Consider the following 25,657-nt stretch of genomic DNA (forward strand, 5'->3'; position numbering starts at 1 on the left):
AATCTCCCTACCTGCGGAGGAGCCCAGGGTGTGAAAGGATAATCGTGGTGTTCGTATTGCGGCGCGCCGGCAGAGAGCTTTGCGCCACCGGCCTGAGGCACCGCCTGCGCCCGGGCGAACGCGCGACGCTGGACCGGCGCGTGCGCGAGGCGCTGGAAGGCACCGCGGGCCAAGGCCCCGGCACGCTGGTCGGCGCGCTGCCGTTCGAGCCGGGCCGGCCGGAACTGCTCTACCAACCCGAACAGCTGCTGTCGCGCGAATTGCCGCCCCGGGAAACCGGCGCCGGATCGATGGGGCTCTTCTCCGACAGGGACCTGCGCGAAATCCCCTCCCGCGCCGAGTATGCCGCCATGGTGGAACGCGCGCTGTCGCGGATCGCGGGCGGCAATGGGCTGCGCAAGGTCGTGCTCTCCCGTCAGGTCGTGCTCGAGGCCGCGCAGCAGCCCGATTTCGAACGCCTGCTGGCGATCCTGTCGCTCGATCCCGATATCACCGCCTACCGGCTGGACCTGCAGCCCGACAGGGGCGGAGAGCCGAGACTGCTGATGGGCGCGACGCCGGAACTTCTCGTCTCGCGCAGCGGGCGCATGGTGGCGTCCGAACCGCTCGCCGGGTCGATCCCGCGCGGGCGCGAGCCGGCACAGGATCGCGAGCGCGCCCGCGCCCTGATGGCATCGGACAAGGATCGCCGCGAACACGCGATCACGGTCGAATACATCCTCGACCTCCTCGCCCCGCTGTGCAGCGAGCTGGGCAGCCCGGGCGGCATGGGCCTGCGCTCCACCGCGACCATGTGGCACCTGGGCACGCGGATCGAAGGCCGGCTGAAATCAGCCGACGCGCCGACTTCGGCCGGGCTCGCGGCCCTGCTGCACCCGACCCCGGCAGTCGGCGGCCACCCGCGCGATCGGGCACTGGAGGCCATTCGCGAACTGGAAAGCCACGACCGGGGATTCTACGCCGGTGCGGTCGGGCACGTCGATTCGCACGGCGATGGGGAGTGGTACGTGGCATTGCGTTGCGCACAGATCGAAGGGCCGCGGATCACGCTGCACGCGGGCGCGGGGATCGTCGAAGGCTCCGTGCCGGACGACGAGGTTCACGAGACGGCGGCCAAGTTCCGCGCCATGCTGCGCGCGCTGGGCGTCACGGACAAGCCGCGCCAGGCGGTGGAGGCAGGCTAAGTGAAGCCACTGATGCAGCAATGGCCCGATGACCTCGCGGCGCACTATCGCGCGCGCGGTTACTGGACGGGGGAAACCTTCGGCGAGGTGATCGAACGCGTGGCGCGCGATCACGCCGGGCGCACCGCCGTCGTCTGCCAGGCCCGCCGGTGGACTTATGCCGAACTACTCGAACGCGCGGACCGCACGGCCGCCGCCTTCCGCGCCGCGGGGCTGGAACCGGGGGCGCGGGTCGTCGTGCAGATGCCCAACCGGGCCGAGTTCCTCCAGGTCGTGTTCGGCCTGTTCCGCGCCGGGATGATCCCGGTCTTCGCGCTGCCCGCGCATCGCCTGACCGAACTTGCCCATTTCGCCCGCAAGGCGCAGGCGCAGGCGCTCGTCATCGCGGACCGGCACGACGGGCTCGACTACCGCGACCTCGCCGGCCAGTTGCAGCAGGCGGTGCCGGCGGTATCGCGCGTCTTCGTGGCCGGCGATCCCGGCCCCTGGCGAGCGATCGAGGGGCCCGGCGATGCGCCCCCGGCCGCGCCGGTGCAGGCCGACCCGGGCGCCGTCGCGCTGGTCCAGATCTCCGGCGGCAGCACGGGCCTGTCGAAGCTGATCCCGCGCACCCACGACGACTATCTCTATTCGATCCGCGCGAGCAACGCGATCTGCGGCCTGACGCAGGACAGCGTCTATCTCGCCGCGCTGCCGGTGGCCCACAATTTCCCGATGAGCTCGCCCGGGATATTCGGCGCGATCCACGCCGGCGCGACGATCGTCATGGCCCCCAGCCCTTCGCCCGATGCCGCCTTTCCCCTGATCGAGCAGGAGAACGTGACGATCACCGGGCTCGTCCCCCCGCTGGCCCTGCTGTGGCTGCGCGCCGCGGCGCGTAGCGGGCACGACATCTCCAGCCTGGAGGTGCTGCAGGTCGGCGGTGCAAAGTTCATGCCCGAGGCGGCCCGGCGCGTGCGGCCCGAACTCGGTTGCACGCTGCAGCAGGTGTTCGGCATGGCCGAAGGGCTGGTCAACTATACCCGGCTCGACGACCCGGAGGACGTGATCGTCAACACCCAGGGGCGGCCGATTTCCCCCGACGACGAGATCCTGATCGTGGACGACAGGGGCGCGCCGGTGGCCGAGGGGGAGCCGGGTAACCTGCTGACCCGCGGCCCCTACACGATCCGCGCCTACCACGACGATCCGGCCGCCAATGCGCGTGCCTTCACCGACGACGGCTATTACCGCACCGGCGACGTCGTGGCGCGCACCGCGGAAGGCAACCTGGTCGTGCGGGGGCGGGCGAGCGACCACATCAACCGCGCGGGCGAGAAGATCTCGGCCGAAGAAGTGGAGGATCACCTCCTGGCGCGCGACGACGTGTTCGATGCGGCCGTCGTCTCGCTGCCCGATCCGTTCCTGGGGGAGCGGATCTGCGCCTTCATCGTGCCCGAGGGCGACGCACCACCGGCGGCGGAGATCAAGCGCTGGATGCGCGCGCGCGACATCGCCGCGTTCAAGGTGCCGGACCAGATCGTGTTCGTCGAAGGCTTCGCCACGACCGCGGTGGGCAAGATCAGTCGCAAGGAACTGCGCGCGCGCCTGCGCGAAGAGGCGCTGGCGAACGGGGCCCGGGCATGAGCGGCGCGGCCCGGCTTCCCGCGATCGCGCCCTATGCGCTGCCCGCCGCGGACGAGCTTCCCCCCTCGCGCGCCGACTGGCGGCTCGACCCGGCGCGGGCCGCGCTGCTCGTCCACGACATGCAGCGCTATTTCCTCGCCGCTTTCGGGGCCGGGGAGAGCCCGGCCAGCGCGATCGAGGGGCGGATCGCGGCCCTGCTCGACGCCGCGCGCCGCGCCGGGATGCCGGTGTTCTACACGGCGCAGAAGGGGGCGCAGGACCGGCGCGACCGCGGGCTGCAGGCCGATCTGTGGGGGCCGGGGATGAAAGCCGCGCCCGAGCACGAGGAAATCGCGCCCGCCCTCGCCCCGCGGGCGGAGGACTTCGTCCTCGTCAAGCACCGGTACAGCGCGTTCCAGCGCAGCAACCTGGAAACGCTGATGCGCGCGCGCGGGCGCGACCAGCTGGTGATCTGCGGCGTCTATGCCCACATCGGCTGCCAGGCGACCGCGCTCGAGGCGTTCCAGCGCGATATCCAGCCTTTCATGGTAGCCGATGCCGTGGCCGATTTTTCGCGCGCGTGGCACGACACGGCCATTCGCACGGTTGCCAATTGCAGCGGCGTGGTACTGAGCGCCCGGCAGGTTCTGGAGACGATCGGATGACTGACATTTCCCGCGAGGCGCTGCGCGCCGACATCGCCGACATCCTCGAAATCGCGCCGGCCGACCTGGCCGACGATGCGAACCTGATGGACGCCGGGCTCGATTCGATGCGCGCGATGAACCTCGCCGCGCAATGGGAGGAGCGGGGCCTGCCGCTCGATTTCGCCGACCTCGGCGAAGCGCAGACGCTGGCGGAGATCCACGCGCTCGCGCAGGCGCGGCAGGGCCAGGCCCCGGCTTGAGCGGCCAGGCACGCCCCCTGACCGAAGCGCAATCGGGCCTGTGGTATTCGCAGGCCCTCGATCCCGCGAACCCGATCTTCAACACCGGCCAGTACGTCGAACTGGCGGGGCCGCTGGACCTCGATGCCTTCCGCCGGGCTGTCGACCGCGCGAGCGCGGAGGCAGAGGCGCTCTCGCTGGTGTTCAGCGACGGGCCCGACGGCCCGGTCCAGGCGCTCGGCAGCGCGCCGCGCCTGTCGCTGGTCGACCTTTCGGCCGAGGACGCGCCCGAGGTCGCGGCCCGCGCGGCGATCACGGCGGCGATGAAGACCCCGGCCGACCTCGCCCGGGGGCCGATCGCGGCGCAGACGCTCTATCGCACCGGGCCGGATCGGCACGTCTGGTCGCAGCAGGTCCACCACCTCGCCAACGACGGGTACGGCATGGTCATGCTGACCCGCCGCATGGCCGATCTCTACGCCGCGTTTCGCGCCGGCGAGGCGGATGGCGGCCGCCCGTTCGGCGCGCTGGAAACGGTCTGGGCAGAGGATGACGAGTACCGGGCAAGCGCCCGCCGCGAAGAGGATCGCGCGTGGTGGATGGAGGCGCTCTCCGGCATGGACGAAGTCGCCGGCATGGCCCCCGGACGGGCGGTGACGGCGCACGATTTCCTGCGCCACGAACAGCCGATGGCCGATACGGCGCGCGAGGCCGTCGGCGCGCTGGCCGCGCGGGCGCGCGTTCCCTGGCCCGATGTTCTCACCGCGCTGGTCGCCGCCTATTGCAAGCGGTTCGTCGAAGGGCCGGAGATTGTCGCCGGCGTGCCCCACATGGGCCGCTTCGGCAGCGCCGCGGCGCGCGTTCCGGCGATGGTGATGAATGTCCTGCCCTTCCGTCTCGCCCCGGACGAGGACCTGCCGCTGGAGGATTTCGTGCGGCAGGCGGGGCAGCGACTGCAAGCCGCGCGGCGGCATGGCCGCTATCGCAGCGAGCAGATGCGGCGCGACCTTGGCCTGCTGGGCGGCAACCGGCGGCTCTACGGCCCGCTGGTCAACGTCCAGCCTTACGACAAGCCCCCGCGTTTCGCCGGGCTCGACGCGCGCCTCCGGGTTACCGGAACCGGGCCGGTCGAGGATATCGCCTTCACCTTCCGCGGCGAGATCGGGGCGGCGATCACGCTCGAAGTGGACGCCAACCCGCAACTCTACGGGCAGGACGCGATCGAAGCCCATGCCGCGCGGCTGGAATGCTTTCTGGCCCGCGCGGCGAACGCCGCCTGCCTGGCCGAGATCGACACCGCCACCCCGGACGAGGCCGCGCGCGAGATCGAGCGGTTCAACGACACCGCCCACCCCGTTCCCGAGACCACGCTGTGCCGGCTGGTCGAACAGGCCCTGGCCGATCACGCCGACGCGGAAGCGATGCGGTTCGGCGGCGCTTCGATCACTTATCGCGAGCTCGACCGTCGCACGCATGAACTGGCCGACGCCTTGCGCCGGCGCGGCGCGGGGCCGGACCGGATCGTCGCGGTCGCCCTGCCGCGCTCTCCCGAACTCGTGATCGCGCTGCTCGGCACGCTCAGGGCGGGCGCGGCCTATCTTCCGCTCGACCCCGACCATCCGCCGGCGCGGCTGGCGACGATCCTGCGCGACGCCGCACCGGTCGCCGTCCTGGCCGAGGACGATCCGCATGGCATCCATGGCGATCGCCTGCTCGCGCCCGGCGACTGGGTCACCGGCGGCCAGCCCGCCGGGGGCCCAGCTGAGCAGCAGCAACCGGACCGGCCGCACCTCGCCCCCGACCATCCGGCCTATGTCATCTACACCTCGGGATCGACCGGCGCGCCCAAGGGCGTCGTCGTGCCGCATCGCGCGATCGTGAACCGCCTGCTGTGGATGAAGGCGCAATACGGCTTCGGCCCGGGGGACCGCGTACTGCAGAAGACGCCGGCGACTTTCGACGTCTCGGTGTGGGAGTTCTTCCTTCCGCTGGTTTCGGGCGGGACGCTGGTGGTCGCGCCGCCCGGCGCACACCGCGATCCCACGGCGATCGCCGCCCTGATCCGCGACGAGGGGATCACCGCGGTCCATTTCGTACCCTCGATGCTCTCCGCCTTCCTCGACGTGCCCGGCAGCGAGGGGCTGGCCCCGGCGCGAGTGTTCTGCAGCGGGGAGGAACTGCCCGCCGACCTGCGCGACCGCTTCCACCGGCGGCTCGCCGCGCAGCTCCACAACCTCTACGGCCCGACAGAGGCAGCGGTGGACGTCAGCCACTGGAATGCCGGCCCCGGCGACCGGTCGCGCCCGATCCCGATCGGGCACCCGGTCTGGAACACCCGGCTGGTGATCCTCGACGGCCGGATGCGCCCCGTCCCCCCGGGCGCAACGGGGCAGCTGTTCCTCGGCGGGGTGCAGCTGGCGCGCGGCTATCTCGGCCGCGACGACCTGACGGCGGAGCGGTTCGTGGCCGATCCCTTCCACCCGGGGGAGCGGCTCTATCGCACCGGCGACATTGCCCGGCGGCGGGAAGACGGCGCTGTGGTCTTCCTCGGCCGCGACGATCACCAGGTGAAGTTCCGCGGCCTGCGGATCGAACTGGGCGAGATCGAGGCCGCGATCGCCGACAGCGGGCTGACCCGCGCCGCCGCGGTGATGGCGCGCGACGGCCGGATCGTGGCCTGGATTGTGCCCGGCGACGGCTACGACGCGGACACGCTGCGCGACATGCTGGCCGCACGCCTGCCCGACTACATGGTACCCGCCGCGCTGGTCGAGATGCCGCGCCTGCCGGTCACCGCCAATGGCAAGCTGGATCGAAAGGCCCTGCCCGCCCCGCGGTTCGCGAGCGGCGGCGGAAACGCGCCGGAAGGGCCGGACGAGCAGCGCCTGGCCGCGCTCTATGCGGAAATCCTGTCGCTCGACGGGCCGCCGGGCCGCGACGACGATTTCTTCGCGCTCGGGGGCGATTCGCTGCTCGCGGTGCAGCTCATGCTGCGCATTGCCGAGGAATGGGGCCACGATCCGGGCTTCGGCGCGCTGTTCGAGGCGCCCGACATCGCATCGCTCGCGCGCCGGATCGCGGGCGGCACGGCGATTCGCGACGAAGGACTGGCGCCGGTCATCACGCTGGCCCGCGCCGGTGGCGGCCACGCGCCGCTGTTCCTCGTCCACCCGGCGGGGGGAATCGGCTGGGGCTATCGCACGCTCGCCCGTGCGCTCGACCCGGCGCGAACGGTTCATGCGCTGCAGTCGCCCGCGCTCGATCCGGCGCGCGGTCTGCCGGACAGTATCGATGCCCTCGCCGCCGAATATGCCGACCGGCTGGAGGTCTGCCACCCGGCCGGCCCGTGCCATCTGGGCGGGTGGTCGGTCGGCGGCGTGATCGCGCAGGCCCTGGCGGTGGAGCTGGAAAGCCGGGGGCGCGAGGTCGGGCTGGTCGCCCTGCTCGACGCCTATCCGGCCGAATGCTGGCAGGCGGAGCCCGAGCCGACCGAGGCCGAGGCGCTGCGCGCCCTGCTGGCGATCGCCGGATACGATCCCGACAGCCACGCGGAACTGGACACGCGGGCCAAGGTCATCGCCTTCCTGCGCGCGGGGGACAGCGTCCTCGGCAACCTGCCACCGGCGGTGCAGGACGGGGTCATTCGCGCGGTGCTCGATACCAATCGCCTCGTGCGCAACCATCGCCACCGCCCGTTCGGCGGGACCCTGACACACGTGCGCGCCGATGCCGACCACGCCGACCGCCCGCACCTTGTGGCGGACCTGTGGCGGCCGCATTGCAGCGCGGTGGATGCACTGGGCGTGCCCTTCCTCCACCCGCAACTCCCCGGGGCGCAGGCCAGCGCGCTGATCGCGCCCGAACTCGTCCGGCGGATGCTGGAACGCGAAAGGATCGTCGCATGACCCGACCGACCGGCCTCGACGGCCGCACCGCCCTGGTAACCGGCGCGGCCGGGGGTATCGGCGCTGCCGTCGTGCGCCTCCTGCGCGAGGAAGGGGCGCAGGTCGTGGCCACCGATGTCGCCGCGGGCGATGGAATCGAGGCGCTCGACGTGACCGACAGCGCCGCGGTCGAGGCGCTGGTCGAACGCGTGGAGCGCGAGCGCGGCCCGATCGACCTCGGCGTCAACGTGGCCGGCGTGCTGTCCCACCGCCCGGTGTGGGAAACCGACGACGCCGAGTGGCGCCGCGTCTTCGCGGTCAACGCCGACGGCGTGTTTCACCTCTGCCGCGCGCTTGCCAGCCGAATGCGCGAGCGGCGCCGGGGCAGCCTGGTGACGGTCGGCTCCAACGCGGCCGGGGTTCCGCGCCAGGCGATGGCCGCCTACGCCGCGTCGAAGGCGGCAAGCCACATGTTCATGCGCTGCCTGGGGCTGGAGCTCGCGCCCTACGGCGTGCGCTGCAACACCGTCGCCCCGGGATCGACGCTGACCCCGATGCAGACCGGGATGTGGGCCGACGAGGACGGCGCCGGTCGAGTGATCGCCGGCTTTCCCGAGCAGTTCAAGACCGGCATCCCGCTGGGCAAGCTGGCCACGCCCGACGACGTGGCCGAGGCGGTGATCTTCCTTCTCTCCGACCGTGCGGGCCATGTCACGATGGCCGATCTCTACGTCGACGGGGGCGCGACCCTGCGCGCCTGACGCCGGATGCCGGGTGGCGCCTTGCGCCCGATCATGCGCGCCGCGATGTCGTCGCCCCGGCGGCGATGGACCAGCACCATCGACGCGTGGCCCGCGACCAGGGCCAGGAGCAGCCAGGCGAGGTTGCCGTGCAGCCAGTCGACCGGTGCGGTCAGCCAGCCGATCTCCCCCTCCCGCGGCCCGCGCAGCGTGATCCCGAAGACGGCGATCGGCCGCGCCTGCCCGATCGCCCGCATCAGTGCGAGCAGGGGAACCGCGAGCATCAGGGCATAGAGCGCGAAGTGCCCGCCACGCGCGGCAAGGCCGGCCGGCCCGGCGCGATAGGGCGGCCGGCGGCGGCGCTGGGCCAGCGCCCAGCCCAGCCGCACCACGACCAGCGCCAGCAGGACGATCCCGACCGAGGCGTGCGAGCCGACCCAGAACCGCGTCAACGGCGTGCGGCCGACGATCTCCTTGATTGCCATGCCGGCGAACTGCCACGCGAAAAGCGTCGCCATCGTCCAGTGCAGGAAACGCGAGACCGCGCCGTAGCGTTCGGCCGTGTCGCGCCACTGCACGTCGGCTCGCCCGCCCGCGCGGCCGATCATCCGAGACGGTCGCGCACGAGGCGCACGAAGATACCCGAGGCGACCGGCAGGAGGGCGTCGTCGAAATCGTAATCGGGGTTGTGGCACATCGCGCTGTCCTGCCCCAGGAAGAGATAGGCCCCCGGCGCGGCCTGGAGGAGGAGCGCCATGTCGTCGGTGAACGGGTAGGCGGGGTGGTCGGCGACGATCCCGCCCTCTCCCAGGACGGCGGCGCAGGCGCGCGCGGCATGCTCCACCGCCACGGGTGCATTCACGCACGGCGGCACTTCGGCCAGCTTCGTGCACTCCACGCGGCAGCCGGTCATTTCCGCGATCCCCGCGCAGGCTTTCTCCAGCCGGTCGAACAGCAGGGCCTGGACTTCCGGCTCCACCGCCCGCAGCGTCCCCGAAAGGCGCGCCGTCTCGGGAATGATGTTGTGGTTCGTCCCGGCCTGGAGCGAACCGACATTGATCAGGGCGGCCTGCGCCGGATCGACGTAGCGCCCGACGATCGAGGATATCTCCACCGCCAGCCGCGCCGCCGCCTGGAGCGGGTCGATCGCCTTGTAGAAGGCCGCACCGTGCCCGCCTAGGCCGGTGACGGTCACTTCCCAGACGATGTAGCCGTTCAGCACCGCGCCCGGCCTGATTCCCGCCTGGCCGGGATCGAGCAGGGGCATGTTGTGGAAACCGTAAACCTCGTCGAATGCGAAGTTTTCCAGCAGGCCGTCGGCGATCATCGCCCGCGCACCCTTGCCGTTCTCCTCCGCCGGCTGGAAGATCAGCACGACCCGGCCCGTCTTCGGCGGGTGTTCGGCCAGATGCCGCGCGGTGCCCAGCAGTGCCGCCGTGTGCCCGTCGTGGCCGCAGGAATGCGACACCCCCGACCGGGTGGAGCGATAATCGGCCCCGGTCTGCTCTTCCATCGGGAGGGCATCCATGTCGGCGCGCAGGGCGATCGAGGGGCCCGGACGGCCGCTGTCGACGATCGCGGCCACCCCGGTTCCGCCGAGGCCGCCCACCGGGTCGAGCCCGAATTCGCGCAGCCGGTCCAGCACGAAGGCGGATGTCCACCGTTCCTCGAAAGCGAGTTCGGGATTGCGGTGCATCTCGTGCCGCCAGCCGGTCATGGCCTCGGCCAGCGTGGGGGCAATCGTCATGTCGTTCATGTCTTCTCCGATGTCCGGGGCGCGCACCTGGGCTGCCCCGGCCGCTTGACTTGGCAGGGCCGCTTCGCCAACCGCCAATGCCAGAATTTGCCCGGGTTTCCATCCCCCGGCCCCAATCCGGGAGACCGCAACTGAATTCCGGCCCCCTTCCCCCCGGCAGCCAGCGCGATCGCACTATCGCGGCCTATGGCCGGCTCGTGCGCAGGCGCCTCGTCCTGCTGCTCGTGCTGCTGGGCGCGAGCGTGCTCGCGCTCGGCTTCGACATATCGACCGGCCCTTCCGCCCTGCCGCTGCGCGAGGTGTGGGACGGGCTGTTCTTCCCCGGCCGGCTGGACCTGCCGGCGGTGACGATCATCCGCGACGTGCGCCTGCCGATGGCGCTGATGGCCCTGCTGGTCGGGGCGGCGCTGTCGCTGGCGGGGGCGGAGATGCAGACGATCCTCGACAACCCGCTGGCCAGCCCGTTCACGCTCGGCGTTTCATCGGCCGCTTCGTTCGGGGCCGCGCTCGGCATCGTCCTCGGCCTGGGGCTGCCCGGGCTGGGAGGCGACTGGATCGTCCCGGTCAATGCCTTCGCCTGCGCCTTCGGCTCGGTCCTCCTGCTCGAGGCGCTGGCCCGCGGCCGGGCGGCGGGCACGCAGGGCATCATCCTGTTCGGCATAGCGCTCGTCTTCACCTTCAACGCCGCGGTCGCCCTGCTGCAATTCGTCGCCTCGCAGGAGGCGCTGTCGCAGCTGGTGTTCTGGACGATGGGCGCGCTCGGGCGGGCGACCTGGGAAAGCGTCGCCGTGCTGGCCGCGGTCTGCGCGCTCGCCTTTCCCTTCTCGCTGCGGGCGGCCAACGCGATGACCGCCATGCGGCTGGGTGAAGACCGCGCGCGCAGCTTCGGGGTCGATGTCCGCCGGCTGCGGTTCTTCTCGCTGCTGCGGATCAGCGCGCTTGCCGGCACCTCGGTCGCCTTCGTCGGGACGATCGGGTTCGTCGGCCTCGTCGGCCCGCACATCGCGCGGCTGCTGCTGGGCGAGGATCACCGCTTCCTGCTGCCGGCATCGATCCTTACCGGGGCGCTGATCATGTCGCTCGCCTCGGTCGCCAGCAAGCTGATCGTGCCCGGCGTCCTGCTGCCGGTGGGGATCGTGACCTCGATGATCGGGGTGCCGGTGTTCCTCGCGCTCATCCTGCGAAGGCCCGACCGGGTATGACCGCGCGCGGGGATAGCCACGCGGCCGGGACGCTGGGCGTGCGCGGGCTGGAAGCCGGCTACGACGGCAAGGCCGTCGTGCGCCAGGTCGATCTCGGCCCGATCGAGCCGGGCAGCATGATCTCGCTGCTCGGGCCCAACGCCGCCGGCAAGACGACGCTCCTGCGCGCACTCGCCGGGCTCCAGCCGGCCAGCGGTTCGATCCGCCTCGGCGAGCGCGAACTGGTGGGGATGCCGCTGGCCGAACATGCCCGGCTGGTCGGCTACATGCCGCAGAACCTGCCGCAGCGCATCGGCCTCTCGGTGATCGAGGCGACGATCAGCGCGATGCGTGCCGCGCCCCCGGGCGATGCCGGCCAGGCGCACCTCGCCGAAACCGCGCTCGACACGCTCGAACGCGTCGGGATCGGCCATCTCGCGATGGAAGAACTGGGCCACCTATCGGGCGGGCAGCGGCAGCTCGCCTCGCTCGCCCAGGCGCTCGTGCGCCGGCCGCGCGTCCTGCTGCTGGACGAGCCGATCAGTGCGCTCGACCTGCATTACCAGCTGCGCGTGATGAAGCTCGTGCGCGAGATCGTGCGCGAGAGCGGGATGATCGTGATCATGGTGCTGCACGATCTCGCCATGGCGGCGCGCTGGTCGGACCGGGTCGTCCTGCTTTCAGGTGGCGAAGTCGCGGCCGAAGGCCCGCCGGAAGAGGCGATCACCGCCGAACGGCTGGCGCAAGTGTACCAGGTTTCCGGCACGGTGACGCGCACCGGCAGCGGCCTGGCAATCGCGATCGACGATATCCTCTAGGCCGGCCAGCGCGGCCGGCAAAGGGCCGAGGGGCGGCGGAGCGGAAGGCCTCGATAGCCCCGCGCCCCGCCGCCGCAGCGCGATCAGCGCGGGCGAATGCGCAGCAGCTGGTCGGCGTCCGCCTCCCGCGCGCCGGCGGACTTGTCGACCGCGTAGATCGTCCCGTCCAGTCCGAGCGAGACGTGGTTCGCCAGCGGCGCGGGGCCGAGGTTGGCGACGATGGCGCCATCGGCATCGGTCACCGTGATCGTACCCGCGCCGCGGCTGGCGACATAGGCATGCCGCGTCACCGGGTCGAACACGACGTTCAGCGCGCCCGCACCGACCGGCGTATCGGCGATCACCTCTCCGCTCTCCCCATCGAGGATCACGAGGTTGTCGCTGCCCTGCGCGGCGACGAAGATGCGCCCGGTCTGCGGATCGTGCGAGACGCCGATCACGCTGCGCGCACCGGGAACGGGGAAGACGTCGAGCACTTCGTCGCTGGCGGTGTCGATCACCGCGACTTCGGCCGTGCCCAGCCCGGCGACGTAGAGGCGATTGGCCGCCTCGTCGAGCGAGAGGCTGGCGGTGCCGAATTCCTCGCGCCGCTTGCCCGAGGGGATCGAGATCCGTCCCGCCTCTTCGTTGGTGGCAGTGTCGAACACGACCACTTCGGGCGTGAAGGTCGCGCTGACATAGGCCTTGCCCAGCCCCTCGTGCACGCGAACGTCGCGCGCGTGATAGACGGTGCCCGGATCGAACTGCTTGACCAGCGCGAGATCGGACTGGCGATAGATGGCGACGGTATCCTGCCGGGTATTGGTGACCCAGACGGTATCCTTGCTGTCATCCACGTCGAGACCATAGACCGCGAACACGCCCCCATCGCGCATCGTGCCGTCGCGCCCCGGGCGCGCGGGCGCCGCGGCCGGGGTCGCCCGGGCCAGCACGTCGAGCGTCTGCGCGTCGAGCTTGGTGATCTGCGACTGGCGGACCGGCGGCCGGCCGATGGCCGAAGTGGTGAAAATGGCGCCGTTCCGCGCGCTCAGCGCCGACTGGTAGAGCCCCCGCGCCGGCAGGGCCCGCGCGATGTCGTAGCGCGATTCGCCCGAAAGCGGGATATCGGGCGAGATCTTCAGTTCCGCGATCGTGGCGACATAGGGTTCCTGCGCGATGACGACGACCGGGTGGATCCCCACGCTCGCGTCTTCGGGCAGGGTGAAGCTGCCGGCGATCGCGCCCTCGGCGTCGGCCACCAGCGGCTGCGCGGTCAGCGGCTTCGTGCCGTAGTTGAGCAGGACCGCCTGCCCGGGACGGAACCCGCTGCCCGAAATCCGCACTTCGTCCCCCGCGACGATCGGTGCGCGCGCCTCGGCCGCGTCGAAACGCACCTCGGCCTCCACCGTGCGGTCGGTCTCGGCGAATACTGCCTGCGCGCTGGCGTGGCCGGGGGCGAGCGGCGCCGCGGCGAGCATGGCCCCGATCGCGAAGGCGGCGGTGGTATGAAGTGCGTTACGCAAGGTCGTTCTCCTGTCTGAAGGACGCGGTCAATTCTCGAGTGAAACCCAGTACGTGCCGTCGTAGCGGACCGCGAGGAAGCGGTCGTTCAGCTCCTCCAGCGTGCGCTCGGGCGCGAGGTCGGCGAAAATCTCGGGGTGAAGCCAGCGGGCGAAGACTTCCATCGCCACGATATCGAGCGGGGAGTTGAGCAGCTGGTGCGAAAAGCCGTGGACGCGGCCGTCACGCACCGCGCGCAGTTGCGCTATCCCGCGGCGCGCGGCGACCTGCTCCAGCGATCGCGCGGCCTCCGCCCGGTCGAATGCGGCGCCGACCACGAACCCCCCGCGCGCTTCCAGGTGCGGGCCGCCGGTGGCGATATAGACCTGCGGATCGCGCGCGATCACGTATTCGAGGTTGAGCTTGCCCGAAGCCTGCCTGATCGCGTCGGCGCCGATATTGTGCCCGCCGACGAATTCGAGATAGTCGCTGGCATTCCCGCGCCCCGGCGAGTTGCAGCAATCGGGGCTGCTGCCGGCATGGGCTTCGAGGAATACCAGCGTCCGCCGGCTCTCGGGCAGGTCCGCCATGCGGGCGGCAATGGCGTCCATCCGCTGGCGGCGATACTCGACAAACCGCCGGGCGGCCTCCTCGCGCCCGATCAGCTCGCCCAGCGCGAGCAGGCTCGGTTCCAGGTTGTCCATCGGATCGGCGAAGAAATCGAGCACGACCACCGGGATGCCGGCCGCCTCGACGCGCGCGATCTGCGAATCGGTGACCCCGCTCTCGACCGAGAGCACGGCAACGTCGGGGCGCGCGGCGATGACCGATTCGACGTCGAAGTTCTCGGCCGAACTGGCGATGCGCGGCAGGCCGTCGAGCGCCGGCTCGCTGGCGAGGAAGGCGCGATGCCCTTCGCGCCCGAGACGGTTCGAATCGTGGGCCCAGGCCGCCAGCCGCGAAACCGGCTTCGGATCGATCAGCGCCAGCGCGACGAGATAGCGGCTGTCGTCGATGGCAATGGTCTGCACCGGCCCCGCCAGTTCGACCGTGCGGCCGCGCATGTCGGTCAACGTCAGGCCGCCCCTGGCCTCGGCAGCGCTCTCGCCCGGCGCGCAGCCGGCCAGGGCCAGGAGCGCGGCGAGCAGGCAGGCCAGCAGGGCCGGCATGGCCGGGCCGGCGCGGCCGGGCGCCGCGATGGAAGTTGCATTGGTTCCAGCCACGATGGACGCTATCCCGTGCAGATCGGCATTCCCGCCCCATCGGGTAATTGAGAATGATTGTAAAGTGCAATAGAGATCGCGCGCGATGACAGCCCCCGCAAACCAGGCGATGAACCTGCGCGCCCTGCCCTTGCCCGCCGGCGGCCATGGCGACGATTACACGCTGCACTTGTCCTTGCCCGAAGGCGATATGCCCGCCGCCGGCTGGCCGCTCCTGCTCCTGCTGGAAGCACAGATGTGCATGGCCACCGCGGTCGAGACTATGCAGCGAATGGCCCGCCGCAGCGATGCCACCGGCGTGCGCGCGATGGCAGTGGCCGGCCTCGCGGCCCGCGATCCGGCGAACACGCAGGCCCGGCGGCGCGACTTCGCCACGCCCGGCGGCGGCGACGGGCAACGGCAGGCGAACGGACAGGCGCCGGCCTTCCTCGACTTCCTCGAGCGCACCGTTCTGCCGCAGCTCGACGAGGCAGCGCCGCTCGACGTCACGCGCCGCACGCTCTTCGGCCACTCGCTGGCAGGCTACTTCACCCTCTGGTCGCTGGCGCAGCGCCCCGCGCTCTTCCATCGCCACGTCGCGCTCAGCCCCTCGATCTGGTGGGACCGCGAAGCGCTCTTCGCCGGGATCGACCGGATCGCCGAACTCGGCCCGCAAGCCTTCCTCGCGGCGGGCGAATGGGAAGGCGAACTGCCCCCGTGGCAGGCGGGCCTGCCGGGCAGCGAAGGCGCCCTCGAACGGCGCAAGTCGCGGCGCATGGCGGCCAATGCCCGCGACCTGGCCGAACGGATCGCCCGCCACCCGCGCGCGCGGGCCGAGTTCCACCTCTACCCGGACGAGGACCACGCCTCGATCGTCACCGCCGCCATGCCCCGCGCCCTGCGCTTCGCCGCGCGTCCCTAGCGACCGGCGGCGAGCGCGTGCGCCGCGGCGTGGGTCACTCGCCGCCGGCCGTCGCGTCGGCCCGGGCGACGAAGGCGCGCGCGCGGGCAAGGAGGGCGTCGAGTTCGGCCCGATCGAACAGCCGGCCGCGCGCGATCACGGCGCGGATCCTGCGGGTATTGCGGATATCGGCCAGCGGGTTTTCGTCCAGCAGCACGAGGTCGGCGCGCATTCCGGGGGCGATCCTTCCCGCCACGCCCGCTTCGCCGAGAAACTCCGCCGGGCCGAGCGTCGCGCTGCGAAGCGCCTCTGCCGGCGACAACCCGATCGAAACCAGCATTTCCAGCTCCTGGTGCAGGGCCTGGCCCCAGAACACCCCGGGCGCACCCGCGTCGGACCCGGCGAGCATCTTGACCCCCGCTGCATGCATGCGCCGCGCGGTCTCGCGCACCCACAGGTTGTAGCCGCGCCGCTGTTCGTCGCTGCCCTGCACGAGGTCGAAAGTGGCCTTGGCCCTGTGCCAGTAGGCGCGCTCTCCCGGGTGGAGATAGGCCGCCATCGGATCGCCGTGCCACGCCCCGGCCCCCATCTCGCCCGGCAGGCGGTGCAGGACCAGCGTCGGCGTCAGCCAGGTGTCGCTTCGCGCCAGGAGATCGATCGCCGCCGCGCACCTGGCCGGGTCGGTGCTTTCGACCAGCGCCTCTATCAGGGGAAAGAGGCGCGGCTCCTCCGACAGGGCCTGGCGCACGACCTGCGGGCGCAAGATATCCTCGCGCGCCGAGCAGGCCTCCAGGTAGTTGCCGCCGCCCAGATGCTCGATGCTGTCCTGGCCCAGCCGGACCGCCTCGCTGGCGGAAACCGCGACCGGCACGTGGCCGTAAACCGGCAGGCCCAGCGATCGCGCCTCGTCGACCAGGGCCAGGTAGGCATCGCGTGGGATCAGGTCGTAAGGCTTGATGAACCGCGCCCCGCGCGAGGCCGCGAGCCGAACGAACTGCCGCGCCCTTTCCGGCGTATCGGTCGCGGCGGCGGGATTGTCGGCCTTGCCATTGGCAAAGACGCTGCCCCCCACTACCCGCGGACCGGCGAGCAGCCCGGCGGCAATGTCGGCTTCGCGCCGGCGCGCGTCGGCAAGCGAGCTGGAAAGCTCCCAGCACGGCGCCAGGCAATCGCCCAGGAGATCGCGAACGCCGATCACCCCGTGCGCCAGGAACAGGGGGAACAGCACCGCGCGGGTCGTCTCGTCGGACGAAGTATGGACGTGCATGTCCCACAGGCCGGGGATGAGATATCCCCCTGCCCCGTCGACCACGCGCGCCGCACCGTCCGGCGCGAGCGTGCCCGCTTCGCCCACCGCCGCGATCTGCCCGCCCCGGATCAGCACGGCCCGATCCGCGCGAACCTCGCCGCGTGCGACATCGATGACGCTGATGTTGTCGATCAGGATGGCCCGCGCATTGCCCGGCGCGGCGAGAACGAACAGGACGATGCAGACAAGCTGGCGCCACCACATGACGGCGAAGCTATGGCACGGCGCCCTGGCTGTCCATCCGCCGGCCCCGCGGGCGAGTGCAAGCCGGGAGGTGCAGGCCGGCGGGAGGGATCAGTTCGCCGGCGGCCGGTTGGCGAGGCTTTCCACCACCCCGCAATCGCCGATCCTGCGTCCGCCGCAGGCGGCCAGCATGCCGCTCAACTGCGCGCGCATCGCCTCCAGGTCCCCGATCCGGCGGTCCACTTCCTCGATCTGCGACTGGACCATGCGATCGACATCGGCGCAGGGCGTATCGGCGTCTGCCGACAGGGCGAGCAGGGCGCGGACCTGCGCCATGCTGAAGCCCAGGCCTCGCGCGCGCCGGACGAAAGTCAGCGTCGCCAGGTGTTCGGGTGAATAGTCGCGATAGTTGTTGTCGGCCCGGTCGGCAGCCGGAATGATCCCCTCGCGCTCGTAATAGCGGATGGTCTCCACGCTCGTGCCCGTCGCCCTTGCCAGTTCGCCGATACGCATTGCTTGACCCTGTAGTTGCTACAGGGTGCATATGGCGCCGCGACTCGACGTTGCAAAGGGAAGCGGCATGGGAAAATCCTGCTGCCAGGCATCCGGAACCGCACCGACAGCGCACGACGACCCGCGCTGGCGGGCGATCCTGTGGGTCGCGCTGCTCGCCAATGCGGCGATGTTCGCGCTGGAGATGGTGGCCGGCCTCGCCGCGGATTCGCGCGCGCTGCAGGCCGATGCGCTCGATTTCCTCGGCGATGCAGCCAATTACGCGATCAGCCTGGGGGTGGCCGGGCTGGCGCTGACCTGGCGTGCCCGGGCCGCCCTGGTGAAGGCCGCGACGATGCTCGCCTTCGGTCTCTGGGTCGTCGGCTACGCGGTATACGGCCTGGTCGTCGGTTCGGCCCCGCAGGCGCAGACCATGGGCCTGGTCGGTGCGCTGGCGCTGGCGGTAAACCTGGCAGTCGCGCTCCTCCTGTTCCGCTATCGCGGCGGCGATGCCAACATGCGGTCCGTCTGGATCTGTTCGCGCAACGACGCGATCGGCAACCTCGCCGTGCTCGCGGCTGCGGCCGGGGTGTTCGGGACCGGCCGCGCCTGGCCCGATCTGCTGGTGGCCACCCTTGTCGCCGGCCTCGCGATCTGGGGCAGCGCGCAAGTCTTCACCCAGGCGCGGCGCGAGCTGGCCCATGGCTGAAGATCGCCCCGCCCGCATCGCCCGCTTCCTTGCAGGCGAATACCGCGCTGCCCGGACCGCCGAGCAGGCCGGCGACATCGCGGCCGCCTGGCGCCACCTCGAACGCGCGCATGTCGTCGCCCAGGCGCGACTGATCCCGCATTGCCGATCGCACGGGGCCATGCTGCGCCTCGCGCTGCGCCTGCGCGACTGGCGCGAGGCGGCCGGGCAAGCCATACGGCTGACGCTCGCCCCGATCGGCAACCTCACCGGCCGCCTGCCCCCGGGCAACGTCGGCCGCGCCCGGGTGAGCGCCTTCGCCCCGATGGCGATCCCGCCCGACCTCGAGGCCATCCTCCACCCGGAATCGCGCTGACCGGCGCCCTTCCTTTTCCCTCCCGCAGATCAGAAAGCCCTTCCCCCGTGACATCTCCGTTCGGTTCGTTCCTCCTCGCCGGCGTCGCCTGCGCCGTTTCGCTCGCCCCCTCCCCCGCCCAGGCCCAGCCCGAGGCCCGCGAGGGCGCCCAAGCGGTTGGCGACGACCACCACGGCGAAGCGAGCGACCACGGCGACGTCATCATCGTCCAGGGCACCCGTTCGGGCCGCCGCGTGCAGGACGAACCGATCCGGGTCGAAGTGATCGCGGGGGAGGAGATCGAGGAGAAGGCGATCATGCGCCCCGGCAACATCGCCATGCTGGTGAACGAGACCGGGGGCGTGCGCGTGCAGGTCACCTCCCCCGCGCTGGGCGCAGCCAATATCCGCATCCAGGGGCTGGAGGGCCGCTATACCCAGCTGCTCGCCGACAACCTGCCGCTCTACGGCGGGCAGGCGGCATCGCTCGGCCTGCTGCAGATCCCCCCGACCGATCTCGCGCAAGTGGAAGTGATCAAGGGCTCCGCCTCCGCGCTCTACGGCGCCTCCGCGCTGGGCGGGGTTATCAATCTCGTGTCCAAGCGGCCCGGCGATGCTTTCGAGGCCGAAGTGCTCGCCAATGCGACCACGCGCGGGGGGCAGGATGTCACGACATATCTCGCCGGGCCGGTGGGCGCCGATACCGGCCTGTCGCTGACCGCGGGGGCGCACCGCCAGGACGGGCAGGACCTCGACGGCGACGGCTGGTACGACATGGCCGGCTACGACCGGGTGACGGCGCGGCCGCGGATGCAATGGACCGGCGCGGACGGTTCGTCGCTCTACCTCACGCTCGGCGCAATGGCGGAGGAACGCGCCGGCGGCACCCTGCCCGGCCGGACCGCGCCCGACGGCCGTGCCTTCGCGCAGCTCCAGGACACCGAGCGCCTCGATGGCGGCCTCGTCGCGCGGACGCCGCTCTCGGGCTCGGTCACGCTCAACCTGCGCGCTTCGGCCATGCGGCAGGACCATCTCCATCGCTACGGCGACGTGGTGGAGGACGATCGCCACACCAACCTGTTCGGCGAGGCCTCCGTCGCCGCCACCGACGGGGCGACCGCCTGGGTCGCGGGCGTGGCATTCCAGCAGGACCGCTTCCGTTCGGCGACCTTCCCGGACTTCGACTACAGCTACGACGTGCCCGCCCTGTTCGCGCAAGTGGAGCAGGAAGCGGCGCCGGACCTGACGCTGGCGGCGAGCGGGCGGGTCGACTTTCACGACGTCTTCGGCACGCGCTTCAGCCCCCGCCTTTCCGCGCTCTACCGCCCGGGCCGGTGGACGGTGCGCGGATCGTTCGGCGGCGGGTTCTTCGCCCCGACGCCATTCGTCGACGCGATCGAGGCAGCCGGTCTCTCGCGCCTGGAGCCGCCGCGCGACCTGGCGGCGGAAACCGCGCGCACCGCCTCGCTCGACGTCGGGTATGCCGATGGCCCCTGGGAAACCAACGTCACGCTTTTCGGTGCCGATATCGACAACGCCACCCGGCTGGAGGAGATTGCGAGCGACCGGGTTCGCCTGGTGAATGTCGCCGGGACGACGCGGGTTCGCGGGTCGGAGGTTCTCCTACGCTTCCGCCAGGACGGCTTCACCGTGACCGGCAGCTATGTCTTCGTCGATGCGAGCGAACCCGATCCTTCGGGAATGGGGCGGCGCGAAGTCCCGCTGACGCCGAAGCACAGCGCCGGGCTGGTGGGCATGTGGGAGGAGCATGGCAAGGGCCGCATCGGGATAGAGGCCTATTACACCGGCGGGCAGGCGCTGGAAGACAATCCCTACCGCACGCGGTCGCGCCCCTATCTCCACCTCGGCCTGCTGGGCGAGATCGCGCTCGGCCGGGTGAGCCTGTTCGTCAACGCGGAAAACCTGCTCGACGTGCGCCAGACCAGGCACGATCCGCTACTGCTGCCGCGGCGAGCGGCCAGCGGGCAATGGACCGTCGATGCCTGGGCCCCGCTGGAAGGCTTCATCCTGAACGGCGGGTTTCGCCTGCGCTTCGGCGGGCACTGAGGGCCCAGCGGGCTGGCGGCGCGTCAGTCCGCCCCGTCCGGCAATCCGAGGAAGCGCGCGGCGTTGTCGTGCAATATCGCCTTCTTCTGTTCGAAAGTCAGGAAGGGGGCATCGTTGATGGCATCGATGCCCTCTCCGATCGCACCGGGCCAGACCATCTGGTCCGAACCGAACATGATCCGATCGGAATATCCCGCTCTCACCAGGCTTTCGAGATAGGCGTAATACTCCGCCCGCGGGATCTGGAACTGCAGGACCGCGGTATCGACCATCAGCTGCGGGTAGAGGTAGAGCATGGCCTTCATGTCGTCGAGGAACGGGTATCCCGCGTGCATGACGAAGATCCGCAGCCGGGGGTGCCTGCGCAGCACCGGGTCGAGCTCCAGCGGGCTCATCGCGCGAAACTCGGGATAGAGCGCGGCCGCGCCCGGGGGGCCGATGCCGAGGTGGATGCCGACCGGCAATTCCTCGCGCTCGGCCATTTCCCAGTAAGGCGCCATGCGCGGATCGCCCGGGGCGATCCCGGCATACTGGTTGACGATCTCGGCAAGCGCGATCCGCGTGCCCAGCCTCTGCCGCTCCGCCAGGTCTTCCGGCGACGGCATGCTGTCCGACGGGAGGTAGAACTTGGTCGAGGGCCAGAAGAGGTCGGGCGCCGTTCCGACCCAGTCGTCGAGGTATTCCGCCGGGCCGCTCACCAGCCCGCGCACGTTGTACCGGCGCATCTGCTCGATCGTCAGGTCGCGCAGCGCGGCATCGCTGGGCGCCCCGACCAGCGGATCGTCGCACGGCGGGTCGAGCCCGCGCTCCACGAGCGCTCGCCGCCAGTCGCCCCGCGCATCGAAGTTCATCCGGTGAAGCGGCCCCTCCTTCGGACAGATCGACTGCCCCGGCGGCCCGATCTGGCCCGCGCTGTCCGCATGGAGGTGCACGTCGATCACCGGCCCTTCGTAACGCGAAGGCTCCGCCGCCTGGCGACCGTGGGCTGCCACCGCGAAAAGCAGCGCAGCCGCCGTGGCAATGCCTGTACCGAGCTTGGCCATGTGCATCTCCTGCCCGGCAGCTTGCCATAACGCGGCGAGATTACAATCCGCTGGCTGCGGGCAGGCCCGGTGGCAAACCCACCGAACAACTGGCCCGCGGATTGTGTCATTTGCAAGAACGGGGGTAGATGTACCCGTGCCCGGGCATCCGGGCGGCCGTGGCAGGCCGCCGGGCCGCAGGCGCCGCCACGAGGGCGAAACCCGTTGCGCGCTGCGGCGTTGGCAGATCGAGGAGGCGAGATCGTTATCATGGACAGCCCGGACCCGGCGCTATCGCGCGCCGCCGAGATCATCGAACAGGCCAGCGGCGACAAGTCGGCTCGCCCCTCGATCGCGGGGTTCTTCGACGAGGCGACGAATACCGTGACTTACGTCGTCCACGACCCCGCATCGGGCGAAGGCGCGATTATCGACTCGGTGCTCGATTTCGAAGCCGCTTCCGGCCGGACATCCAACGGGCCGGCGGACCTGGTGATCGAATACGTGCGCAGGCACGAGCTGAAGATCGCGTGGATCCTGGAAACCCATGCCCACGCCGATCATATCTCCGCGGCGCCTTACCTCCAGGAACGGCTGGGCGGGAAGCTCGGCATCGGGCGCGAGATCATTCGCGTGCAGGAAGTCTTCGGCAAGCTGTTCAACGCGGGTACCGACTTCGAGCGCGACGGGTCGCAGTTCGATCACCTGTTCGAGGACGGCGAAACCATCGCCCTCGGCGCGATCGAGGGGATCGTCCTGCACGTTCCCGGCCACACTCCCGCGGACATGGCGTTTATATTCGGCGATGCCGCCTTCGTCGGCGACACGATCTTCATGCCCGATTTCGGGACTGCGCGCGCAGACTTCCCCGGGGGCGACGCGGCCCAGCTCTATCGCTCGATCCGGCGGCTGCTCTCGCTCCCCGACGAAACCCGCCTGTTCCTGTGCCACGATTACAAGGCGCCCGGCCGCGACGAATACGCATGGGAAACGACGGTCAGGCAGCAACGCGAAGAGAACGTCCACGTCCGCGACGGCGTGACCGAGGAAGAGTTCGTGGCAATGCGGACCGGGCGCGACAGGCAGCTGGCCATGCCGAAGCTCATCATGCCCTCGGTCCAGGTCAATATCCGCGGCGGACGCCTGCCCGATCCCGAGGACAACGGGGTCAGCTACATCAAGATACCGGTGAACGCGGTATGACCCTGCCGGCATTTCCCGACGCCGCCCCGCTCGACGGGCTCCTCGGCGGGATACTCATCGGGCTGGCAGCGGCGCTGATGCTGCTGGGGGCCGGGCGCATCGCCGGCGTTTCCGGCCTCGGCGCGCGCGCGTTCGGCCTGAGCGATGGCGGGCCGCCGCGCAACGCGGCATGGGCCTTCATCACGGGGATGCCGCTCGGCGCGTTCATCGTCGTGCTCGCCAGCGGCGGGATCGAGGCGCAGTTCACCGGCTTCGGCCCGATCCTCCTCGCCGGCGCTCTGGTGGGCCTGGGCACGCGCCTCGGCAGCGGGTGCACCAGCGGGCACGGGGTATGCGGGGTGAGCCGCCTGTCGCAGCGATCGATCGTCGCGACGCTGACCTTCATGGCGACGGGTATCGCAACGGTGGCCCTGATGAACGCGATCGGCCTGGAGGTCCTGCCATGAACCGCACGGCACTCGTCGCCGGCGCGTCCGGGCTCCTCTTCGGCGCAGGGCTGGCCATTGGCGGGATGACCAACCCGGCCCGCGTCCGCGGGTTTCTCGACGTGTTCGGCGACTGGGACCCGACTCTGGCCTTCGTCATGGGCGGTGCACTGATCGTCATGGCCCTGGCCTGGCCGATCCAGCGCCGGATGAGCGCGCCCCTCTTCACCGGATCCTTCGCGCTCCCCGACAAGAGCGACCTGACGCCGCGGCTGGTTGCAGGATCGGCGCTGTTCGGCGTCGGATGGGGCATTGCCGGCCTTTGCCCCGGCCCCGGCTTTGCCGCCCTGGCGATCGAGCCTGCCAAGGCCGCGGCGTTCGTCGCCGCGATGCTGGCCGGGATGGTCCTGGCGCGGCCGGTCGCCGGCAGGCGCTAGCCCGGCGACCGGACAGTGCCCGCGGCCGCCCCGAATCTCGCCCGCTACCTGCCGATCCTCGAATGGGCGCGGACCTACGACCGCTCGGTCCTTGCCAGCGACCTGGTCGCCGCGGTCATCGTCACCATCATGCTCATCCCGCAGAGTCTCGCCTACGCGCTGCTCGCGGGCCTTCCGCCGATCGTCGGGCTTTACGCCTCGATCCTGCCGCTGGTGGCTTACGCGGTCCTCGGGACCAGCCGGACGCTGGCCGTCGGCCCGGTCGCCGTCCTGTCCCTGATGACGGCGTCCGCCGCGGGGGCCGTCGCGGCCCCCGGCACGGCAGAATACCTGGAAGCGGCCGTTACGCTCGCGGCCCTGTCGGGGATAATGCTGACCGTTCTGGGCCTGCTGCGGCTCGGGTTCCTGGCCAATCTCCTCTCGCATCCCGTCATCAGCGGTTTCATCACCGCCAGCGGCGTCCTCATCGCGACCAGCCAGGTCAAGCATATCGTCGGGATCGAGGCCGGGGGCGACAACTGGCCCGCCATGCTCGGTTCGCTCGCAATGTCGCTCGGCGCGGCGAACCCCTGGACGATCGCCATCGGCGTGCCCGCGCTGATCTTCCTGTTCTGGGTCCGCAGCGGCTTCGGGCGGGCGCTGACGGCGCTCGGCCTGCCGCCCCGCGCGGCCGACATCCTGGCCAAGGGCGGACCGGTCATCGCGGTCGTGCTGACGATCCTCGCCGCGAGCCTGCTGGAACTCGGCGCGAAGGGGGTCGATCTGGTCGGCGCCATCCCATCCGGTCTGCCCCCTTTCGCCGTGCCTTCGGCCGATCTTTCGCTGATCGAACGGCTCTGGGTTCCGGCGCTGCTGATCTCGATCATCGGTTTCGTCGAAAGCGTCTCCGTCGCCCGGACGCTCGCCGCAAAACGGCGCCAGCGCATCTCCCCCGACCAGGAACTGGTCGGCCTCGGCGCGGCGAACGTCGCCAGCGCCTTTTCGGGCGGGTATCCGGTGACCGGCGGCTTCGCCCGTTCGGCAGTTAATTTCGACGCCGGCGCGCGGACCCCGGCCGCGGGCGCGTTTACCGCCGGGGGGATCGCGCTCGCATCGCTGTTCCTGACGCCGCTGCTGTCGTCCCTGCCCGTCGCCACCCTCGCCGCGACGATCATCGTGGCGGTGCTCAGCCTCGTCGACCTGAAGACCCCGGCCCAGCTCTGGCGCTATTCCAAGGCCGATTTCGCCGCCCACCTGGCGACGATCGCCATCACCCTTCTTGCCGGCGTGGAAATGGGCGTCATCGCGGGCGTCACCGTCGGTCTTCTGCTCTATCTCTGGCGGGCATCGCGGCCCCACGCGGCGATCGTCGGCCGCGTTCCGGAAACCGAGCATTTCCGCAATGTCGAACGGCATTCGGTGTTTACCGTGCCGCACGTCCTCTCGATCCGCATCGACGAGAGCCTCACCTACCTCAATGCCCGCTGGCTGGAGGAATACGTGCTCGAGCGCGTCGCCGACCAGCCGGAAGTTCGCCACGTGATCCTGATGGCCAGCGCGGTGAACGAGATCGATGCCTCCGGGCTGGAAAGCCTCGAGGCGATCAATCACCGGCTCGGCGACGCCGGGATCGGCCTCCACCTCTCCGAGGTGAAGGGCCCGGTCATGGACCGCCTCGGGCGGACCGATTTCCTCGAAGAACTCAACGGCCGCGTCTACCTGTCGCAGAACCGCGCATTCCGCGAGCTTGCGCGCGACGACGGCAGCGGGTCCGCCGAACCCGACGACATGGCACGGGGCCTCATCTGACCTCGCGATCCAAGGAACCGCGCCCGCCCGGCCGGCATTGATCGGGCAGGAGG

The 25,657-nt window shown here is 70.9% G+C and carries 23 protein-coding genes; 16 read left to right on the plus strand and 7 right to left on the minus strand.

Annotation, left to right across the window (positions count from 1 at the left end; all coding sequences use genetic code 11):
* Positions 1–47: 47 nt before the first annotated feature.
* The 6 genes from T8T98_RS07570 to dhbA are packed head-to-tail and all read left to right on the plus strand — an operon-like array spanning position 48 to position 8,320.
* Positions 48–1,184: an isochorismate synthase gene (locus tag T8T98_RS07570; RefSeq protein WP_251105551.1), complete on the plus strand. Its 1,137-nt coding sequence runs from the start codon at positions 48–50 to the stop codon at positions 1,182–1,184.
* Positions 1,185–2,810, plus strand: coding sequence for a (2,3-dihydroxybenzoyl)adenylate synthase (locus tag T8T98_RS07575; protein WP_251105550.1), 1,626 nt, complete (start codon positions 1,185–1,187; stop codon positions 2,808–2,810). It abuts the gene before it with no gap.
* Positions 2,807–3,454 carry an isochorismatase family protein gene (locus T8T98_RS07580; RefSeq protein ID WP_251105549.1) on the plus strand — a complete coding sequence of 216 codons (648 nt, stop codon included), beginning with the start codon at positions 2,807–2,809 and terminating at the stop codon, positions 3,452–3,454. The genes T8T98_RS07575 and T8T98_RS07580 overlap by 4 nt, the downstream gene beginning before the upstream one ends.
* The gene (locus T8T98_RS07585) at positions 3,451–3,696 is read left to right on the plus strand and encodes a phosphopantetheine-binding protein (RefSeq protein ID WP_251105548.1); all 246 of its coding nucleotides are present in this window, start codon (positions 3,451–3,453) and stop codon (positions 3,694–3,696) included. The genes T8T98_RS07580 and T8T98_RS07585 overlap by 4 nt, the downstream gene beginning before the upstream one ends.
* Entirely contained in the window at positions 3,693–7,580 is a 3,888-nt protein-coding gene (locus T8T98_RS07590; protein ID WP_251105547.1) for an amino acid adenylation domain-containing protein, read from the plus strand. Before T8T98_RS07585 ends, T8T98_RS07590 begins: the two co-directional genes overlap by 4 nt.
* Complete coding sequence (gene dhbA, locus T8T98_RS07595; protein WP_251105546.1) at positions 7,577–8,320, plus strand: 2,3-dihydro-2,3-dihydroxybenzoate dehydrogenase; 744 nt, start codon at positions 7,577–7,579, stop codon at positions 8,318–8,320. Before T8T98_RS07590 ends, dhbA begins: the two co-directional genes overlap by 4 nt.
* Here the strand turns inward: dhbA and T8T98_RS07600 are convergent.
* Both T8T98_RS07600 and T8T98_RS07605 read right to left on the minus strand, forming a co-directional pair.
* A complete protein-coding gene (locus T8T98_RS07600; protein WP_251105545.1) occupies positions 8,287–8,907 on the minus strand; it encodes a cytochrome b in 621 nt (206 codons plus the stop codon). The genes dhbA and T8T98_RS07600 overlap by 34 nt on opposite strands.
* Positions 8,904–10,055, minus strand: coding sequence for a M20 metallopeptidase family protein (locus T8T98_RS07605; protein ID WP_251105544.1), 1,152 nt, complete (start codon positions 10,053–10,055; stop codon positions 8,904–8,906). Before T8T98_RS07605 ends, T8T98_RS07600 begins: the two co-directional genes overlap by 4 nt.
* A 197-nt stretch (positions 10,056–10,252) precedes the next feature.
* Between T8T98_RS07605 and T8T98_RS07610 the strand changes: the two genes are divergently transcribed.
* Together T8T98_RS07610 and T8T98_RS07615 are read left to right on the plus strand one after the other, a co-directional pair.
* Entirely contained in the window at positions 10,253–11,257 is a 1,005-nt protein-coding gene (locus T8T98_RS07610; RefSeq protein ID WP_251105543.1) for a FecCD family ABC transporter permease, read from the plus strand.
* Entirely contained in the window at positions 11,254–12,054 is an 801-nt protein-coding gene (locus T8T98_RS07615) for an ABC transporter ATP-binding protein (RefSeq protein WP_160733018.1), read from the plus strand. Before T8T98_RS07610 ends, T8T98_RS07615 begins: the two co-directional genes overlap by 4 nt.
* An 83-nt stretch (positions 12,055–12,137) precedes the next feature.
* Here the strand turns inward: T8T98_RS07615 and T8T98_RS07620 are convergent, their stop codons facing one another.
* Positions 12,138–13,556, minus strand: coding sequence for a YncE family protein (locus T8T98_RS07620; RefSeq protein ID WP_251105542.1), 1,419 nt, complete (start codon positions 13,554–13,556; stop codon positions 12,138–12,140).
* 27 nt (positions 13,557–13,583) lie between these two features.
* The gene (locus tag T8T98_RS07625) at positions 13,584–14,702 is read right to left on the minus strand and encodes an ABC transporter substrate-binding protein (RefSeq protein ID WP_251105541.1); all 1,119 of its coding nucleotides are present in this window, start codon (positions 14,700–14,702) and stop codon (positions 13,584–13,586) included.
* Positions 14,703–14,841: 139 nt separating this feature from the next.
* On the opposite strand from T8T98_RS07625, the gene T8T98_RS07630 reads away from it, so the two are divergent.
* Positions 14,842–15,657 carry an alpha/beta hydrolase gene (locus tag T8T98_RS07630; protein WP_251105540.1) on the plus strand — a complete coding sequence of 272 codons (816 nt, stop codon included), beginning with the start codon at positions 14,842–14,844 and terminating at the stop codon, positions 15,655–15,657.
* 34 nt (positions 15,658–15,691) lie between these two features.
* On the opposite strand, the gene T8T98_RS07635 is transcribed toward T8T98_RS07630, so the two are convergent.
* Together T8T98_RS07635 and T8T98_RS07640 are read right to left on the minus strand one after the other, a co-directional pair.
* Positions 15,692–17,149: an amidohydrolase family protein gene (locus T8T98_RS07635; RefSeq protein WP_251105539.1), complete on the minus strand. Its 1,458-nt coding sequence runs from the start codon at positions 17,147–17,149 to the stop codon at positions 15,692–15,694.
* Between the two features lie 90 nt (positions 17,150–17,239).
* A complete protein-coding gene (locus tag T8T98_RS07640) occupies positions 17,240–17,641 on the minus strand; it encodes a heavy metal-responsive transcriptional regulator (protein ID WP_160733023.1) in 402 nt (133 codons plus the stop codon).
* A gap of 67 nt (positions 17,642–17,708) precedes the next feature.
* Between T8T98_RS07640 and T8T98_RS07645 the strand changes: the two genes are divergently transcribed.
* Genes T8T98_RS07645 through T8T98_RS07655 form a run of 3 tightly spaced genes read left to right on the plus strand, consistent with a single transcriptional unit; the run spans position 17,709 to position 20,729 of the window.
* The gene (locus T8T98_RS07645) at positions 17,709–18,329 is read left to right on the plus strand and encodes a cation transporter (RefSeq protein WP_251105538.1); all 621 of its coding nucleotides are present in this window, start codon (positions 17,709–17,711) and stop codon (positions 18,327–18,329) included.
* The gene (locus tag T8T98_RS07650; protein WP_251105537.1) at positions 18,322–18,684 is read left to right on the plus strand and encodes a DUF3703 domain-containing protein; all 363 of its coding nucleotides are present in this window, start codon (positions 18,322–18,324) and stop codon (positions 18,682–18,684) included. The genes T8T98_RS07645 and T8T98_RS07650 overlap by 8 nt, the downstream gene beginning before the upstream one ends.
* A gap of 47 nt (positions 18,685–18,731) precedes the next feature.
* The gene (locus T8T98_RS07655) at positions 18,732–20,729 is read left to right on the plus strand and encodes a TonB-dependent receptor plug domain-containing protein (RefSeq protein WP_251105536.1); all 1,998 of its coding nucleotides are present in this window, start codon (positions 18,732–18,734) and stop codon (positions 20,727–20,729) included.
* A 23-nt stretch (positions 20,730–20,752) separates the two neighbouring features.
* On the opposite strand, the gene T8T98_RS07660 is transcribed toward T8T98_RS07655, so the two are convergent.
* Positions 20,753–21,772, minus strand: coding sequence for an amidohydrolase family protein (locus tag T8T98_RS07660; RefSeq protein ID WP_251105535.1), 1,020 nt, complete (start codon positions 21,770–21,772; stop codon positions 20,753–20,755).
* A gap of 249 nt (positions 21,773–22,021) precedes the next feature.
* Here T8T98_RS07660 and T8T98_RS07665 point away from each other — a divergent pair, with 249 nt between their 5' ends.
* From T8T98_RS07665 to T8T98_RS07680, 4 genes are read left to right on the plus strand one after another with little or no spacing between them, the layout of a single operon-like run.
* Positions 22,022–22,954 (plus strand): MBL fold metallo-hydrolase, encoded by a 933-nt coding sequence (locus tag T8T98_RS07665; protein WP_160733028.1) that lies wholly within the window; start codon positions 22,022–22,024, stop codon positions 22,952–22,954.
* The gene (locus T8T98_RS07670; RefSeq protein WP_251105534.1) at positions 22,951–23,400 is read left to right on the plus strand and encodes a YeeE/YedE family protein; all 450 of its coding nucleotides are present in this window, start codon (positions 22,951–22,953) and stop codon (positions 23,398–23,400) included. The genes T8T98_RS07665 and T8T98_RS07670 overlap by 4 nt, the downstream gene beginning before the upstream one ends.
* The gene (locus T8T98_RS07675) at positions 23,397–23,816 is read left to right on the plus strand and encodes a DUF6691 family protein (RefSeq protein WP_251105533.1); all 420 of its coding nucleotides are present in this window, start codon (positions 23,397–23,399) and stop codon (positions 23,814–23,816) included. The genes T8T98_RS07670 and T8T98_RS07675 overlap by 4 nt, the downstream gene beginning before the upstream one ends.
* Before the next feature lie 15 nt (positions 23,817–23,831).
* Positions 23,832–25,604: a SulP family inorganic anion transporter gene (locus T8T98_RS07680; RefSeq protein ID WP_322295885.1), complete on the plus strand. Its 1,773-nt coding sequence runs from the start codon at positions 23,832–23,834 to the stop codon at positions 25,602–25,604.
* The last annotated feature ends 53 nt before the right edge of the window (positions 25,605–25,657 follow it).

Origin of the sequence: Pelagerythrobacter marinus, from assembly GCF_034375205.1 — a bacterium.
Lineage (GTDB): Bacteria > Pseudomonadota > Alphaproteobacteria > Sphingomonadales > Sphingomonadaceae > Pelagerythrobacter > Pelagerythrobacter marinus.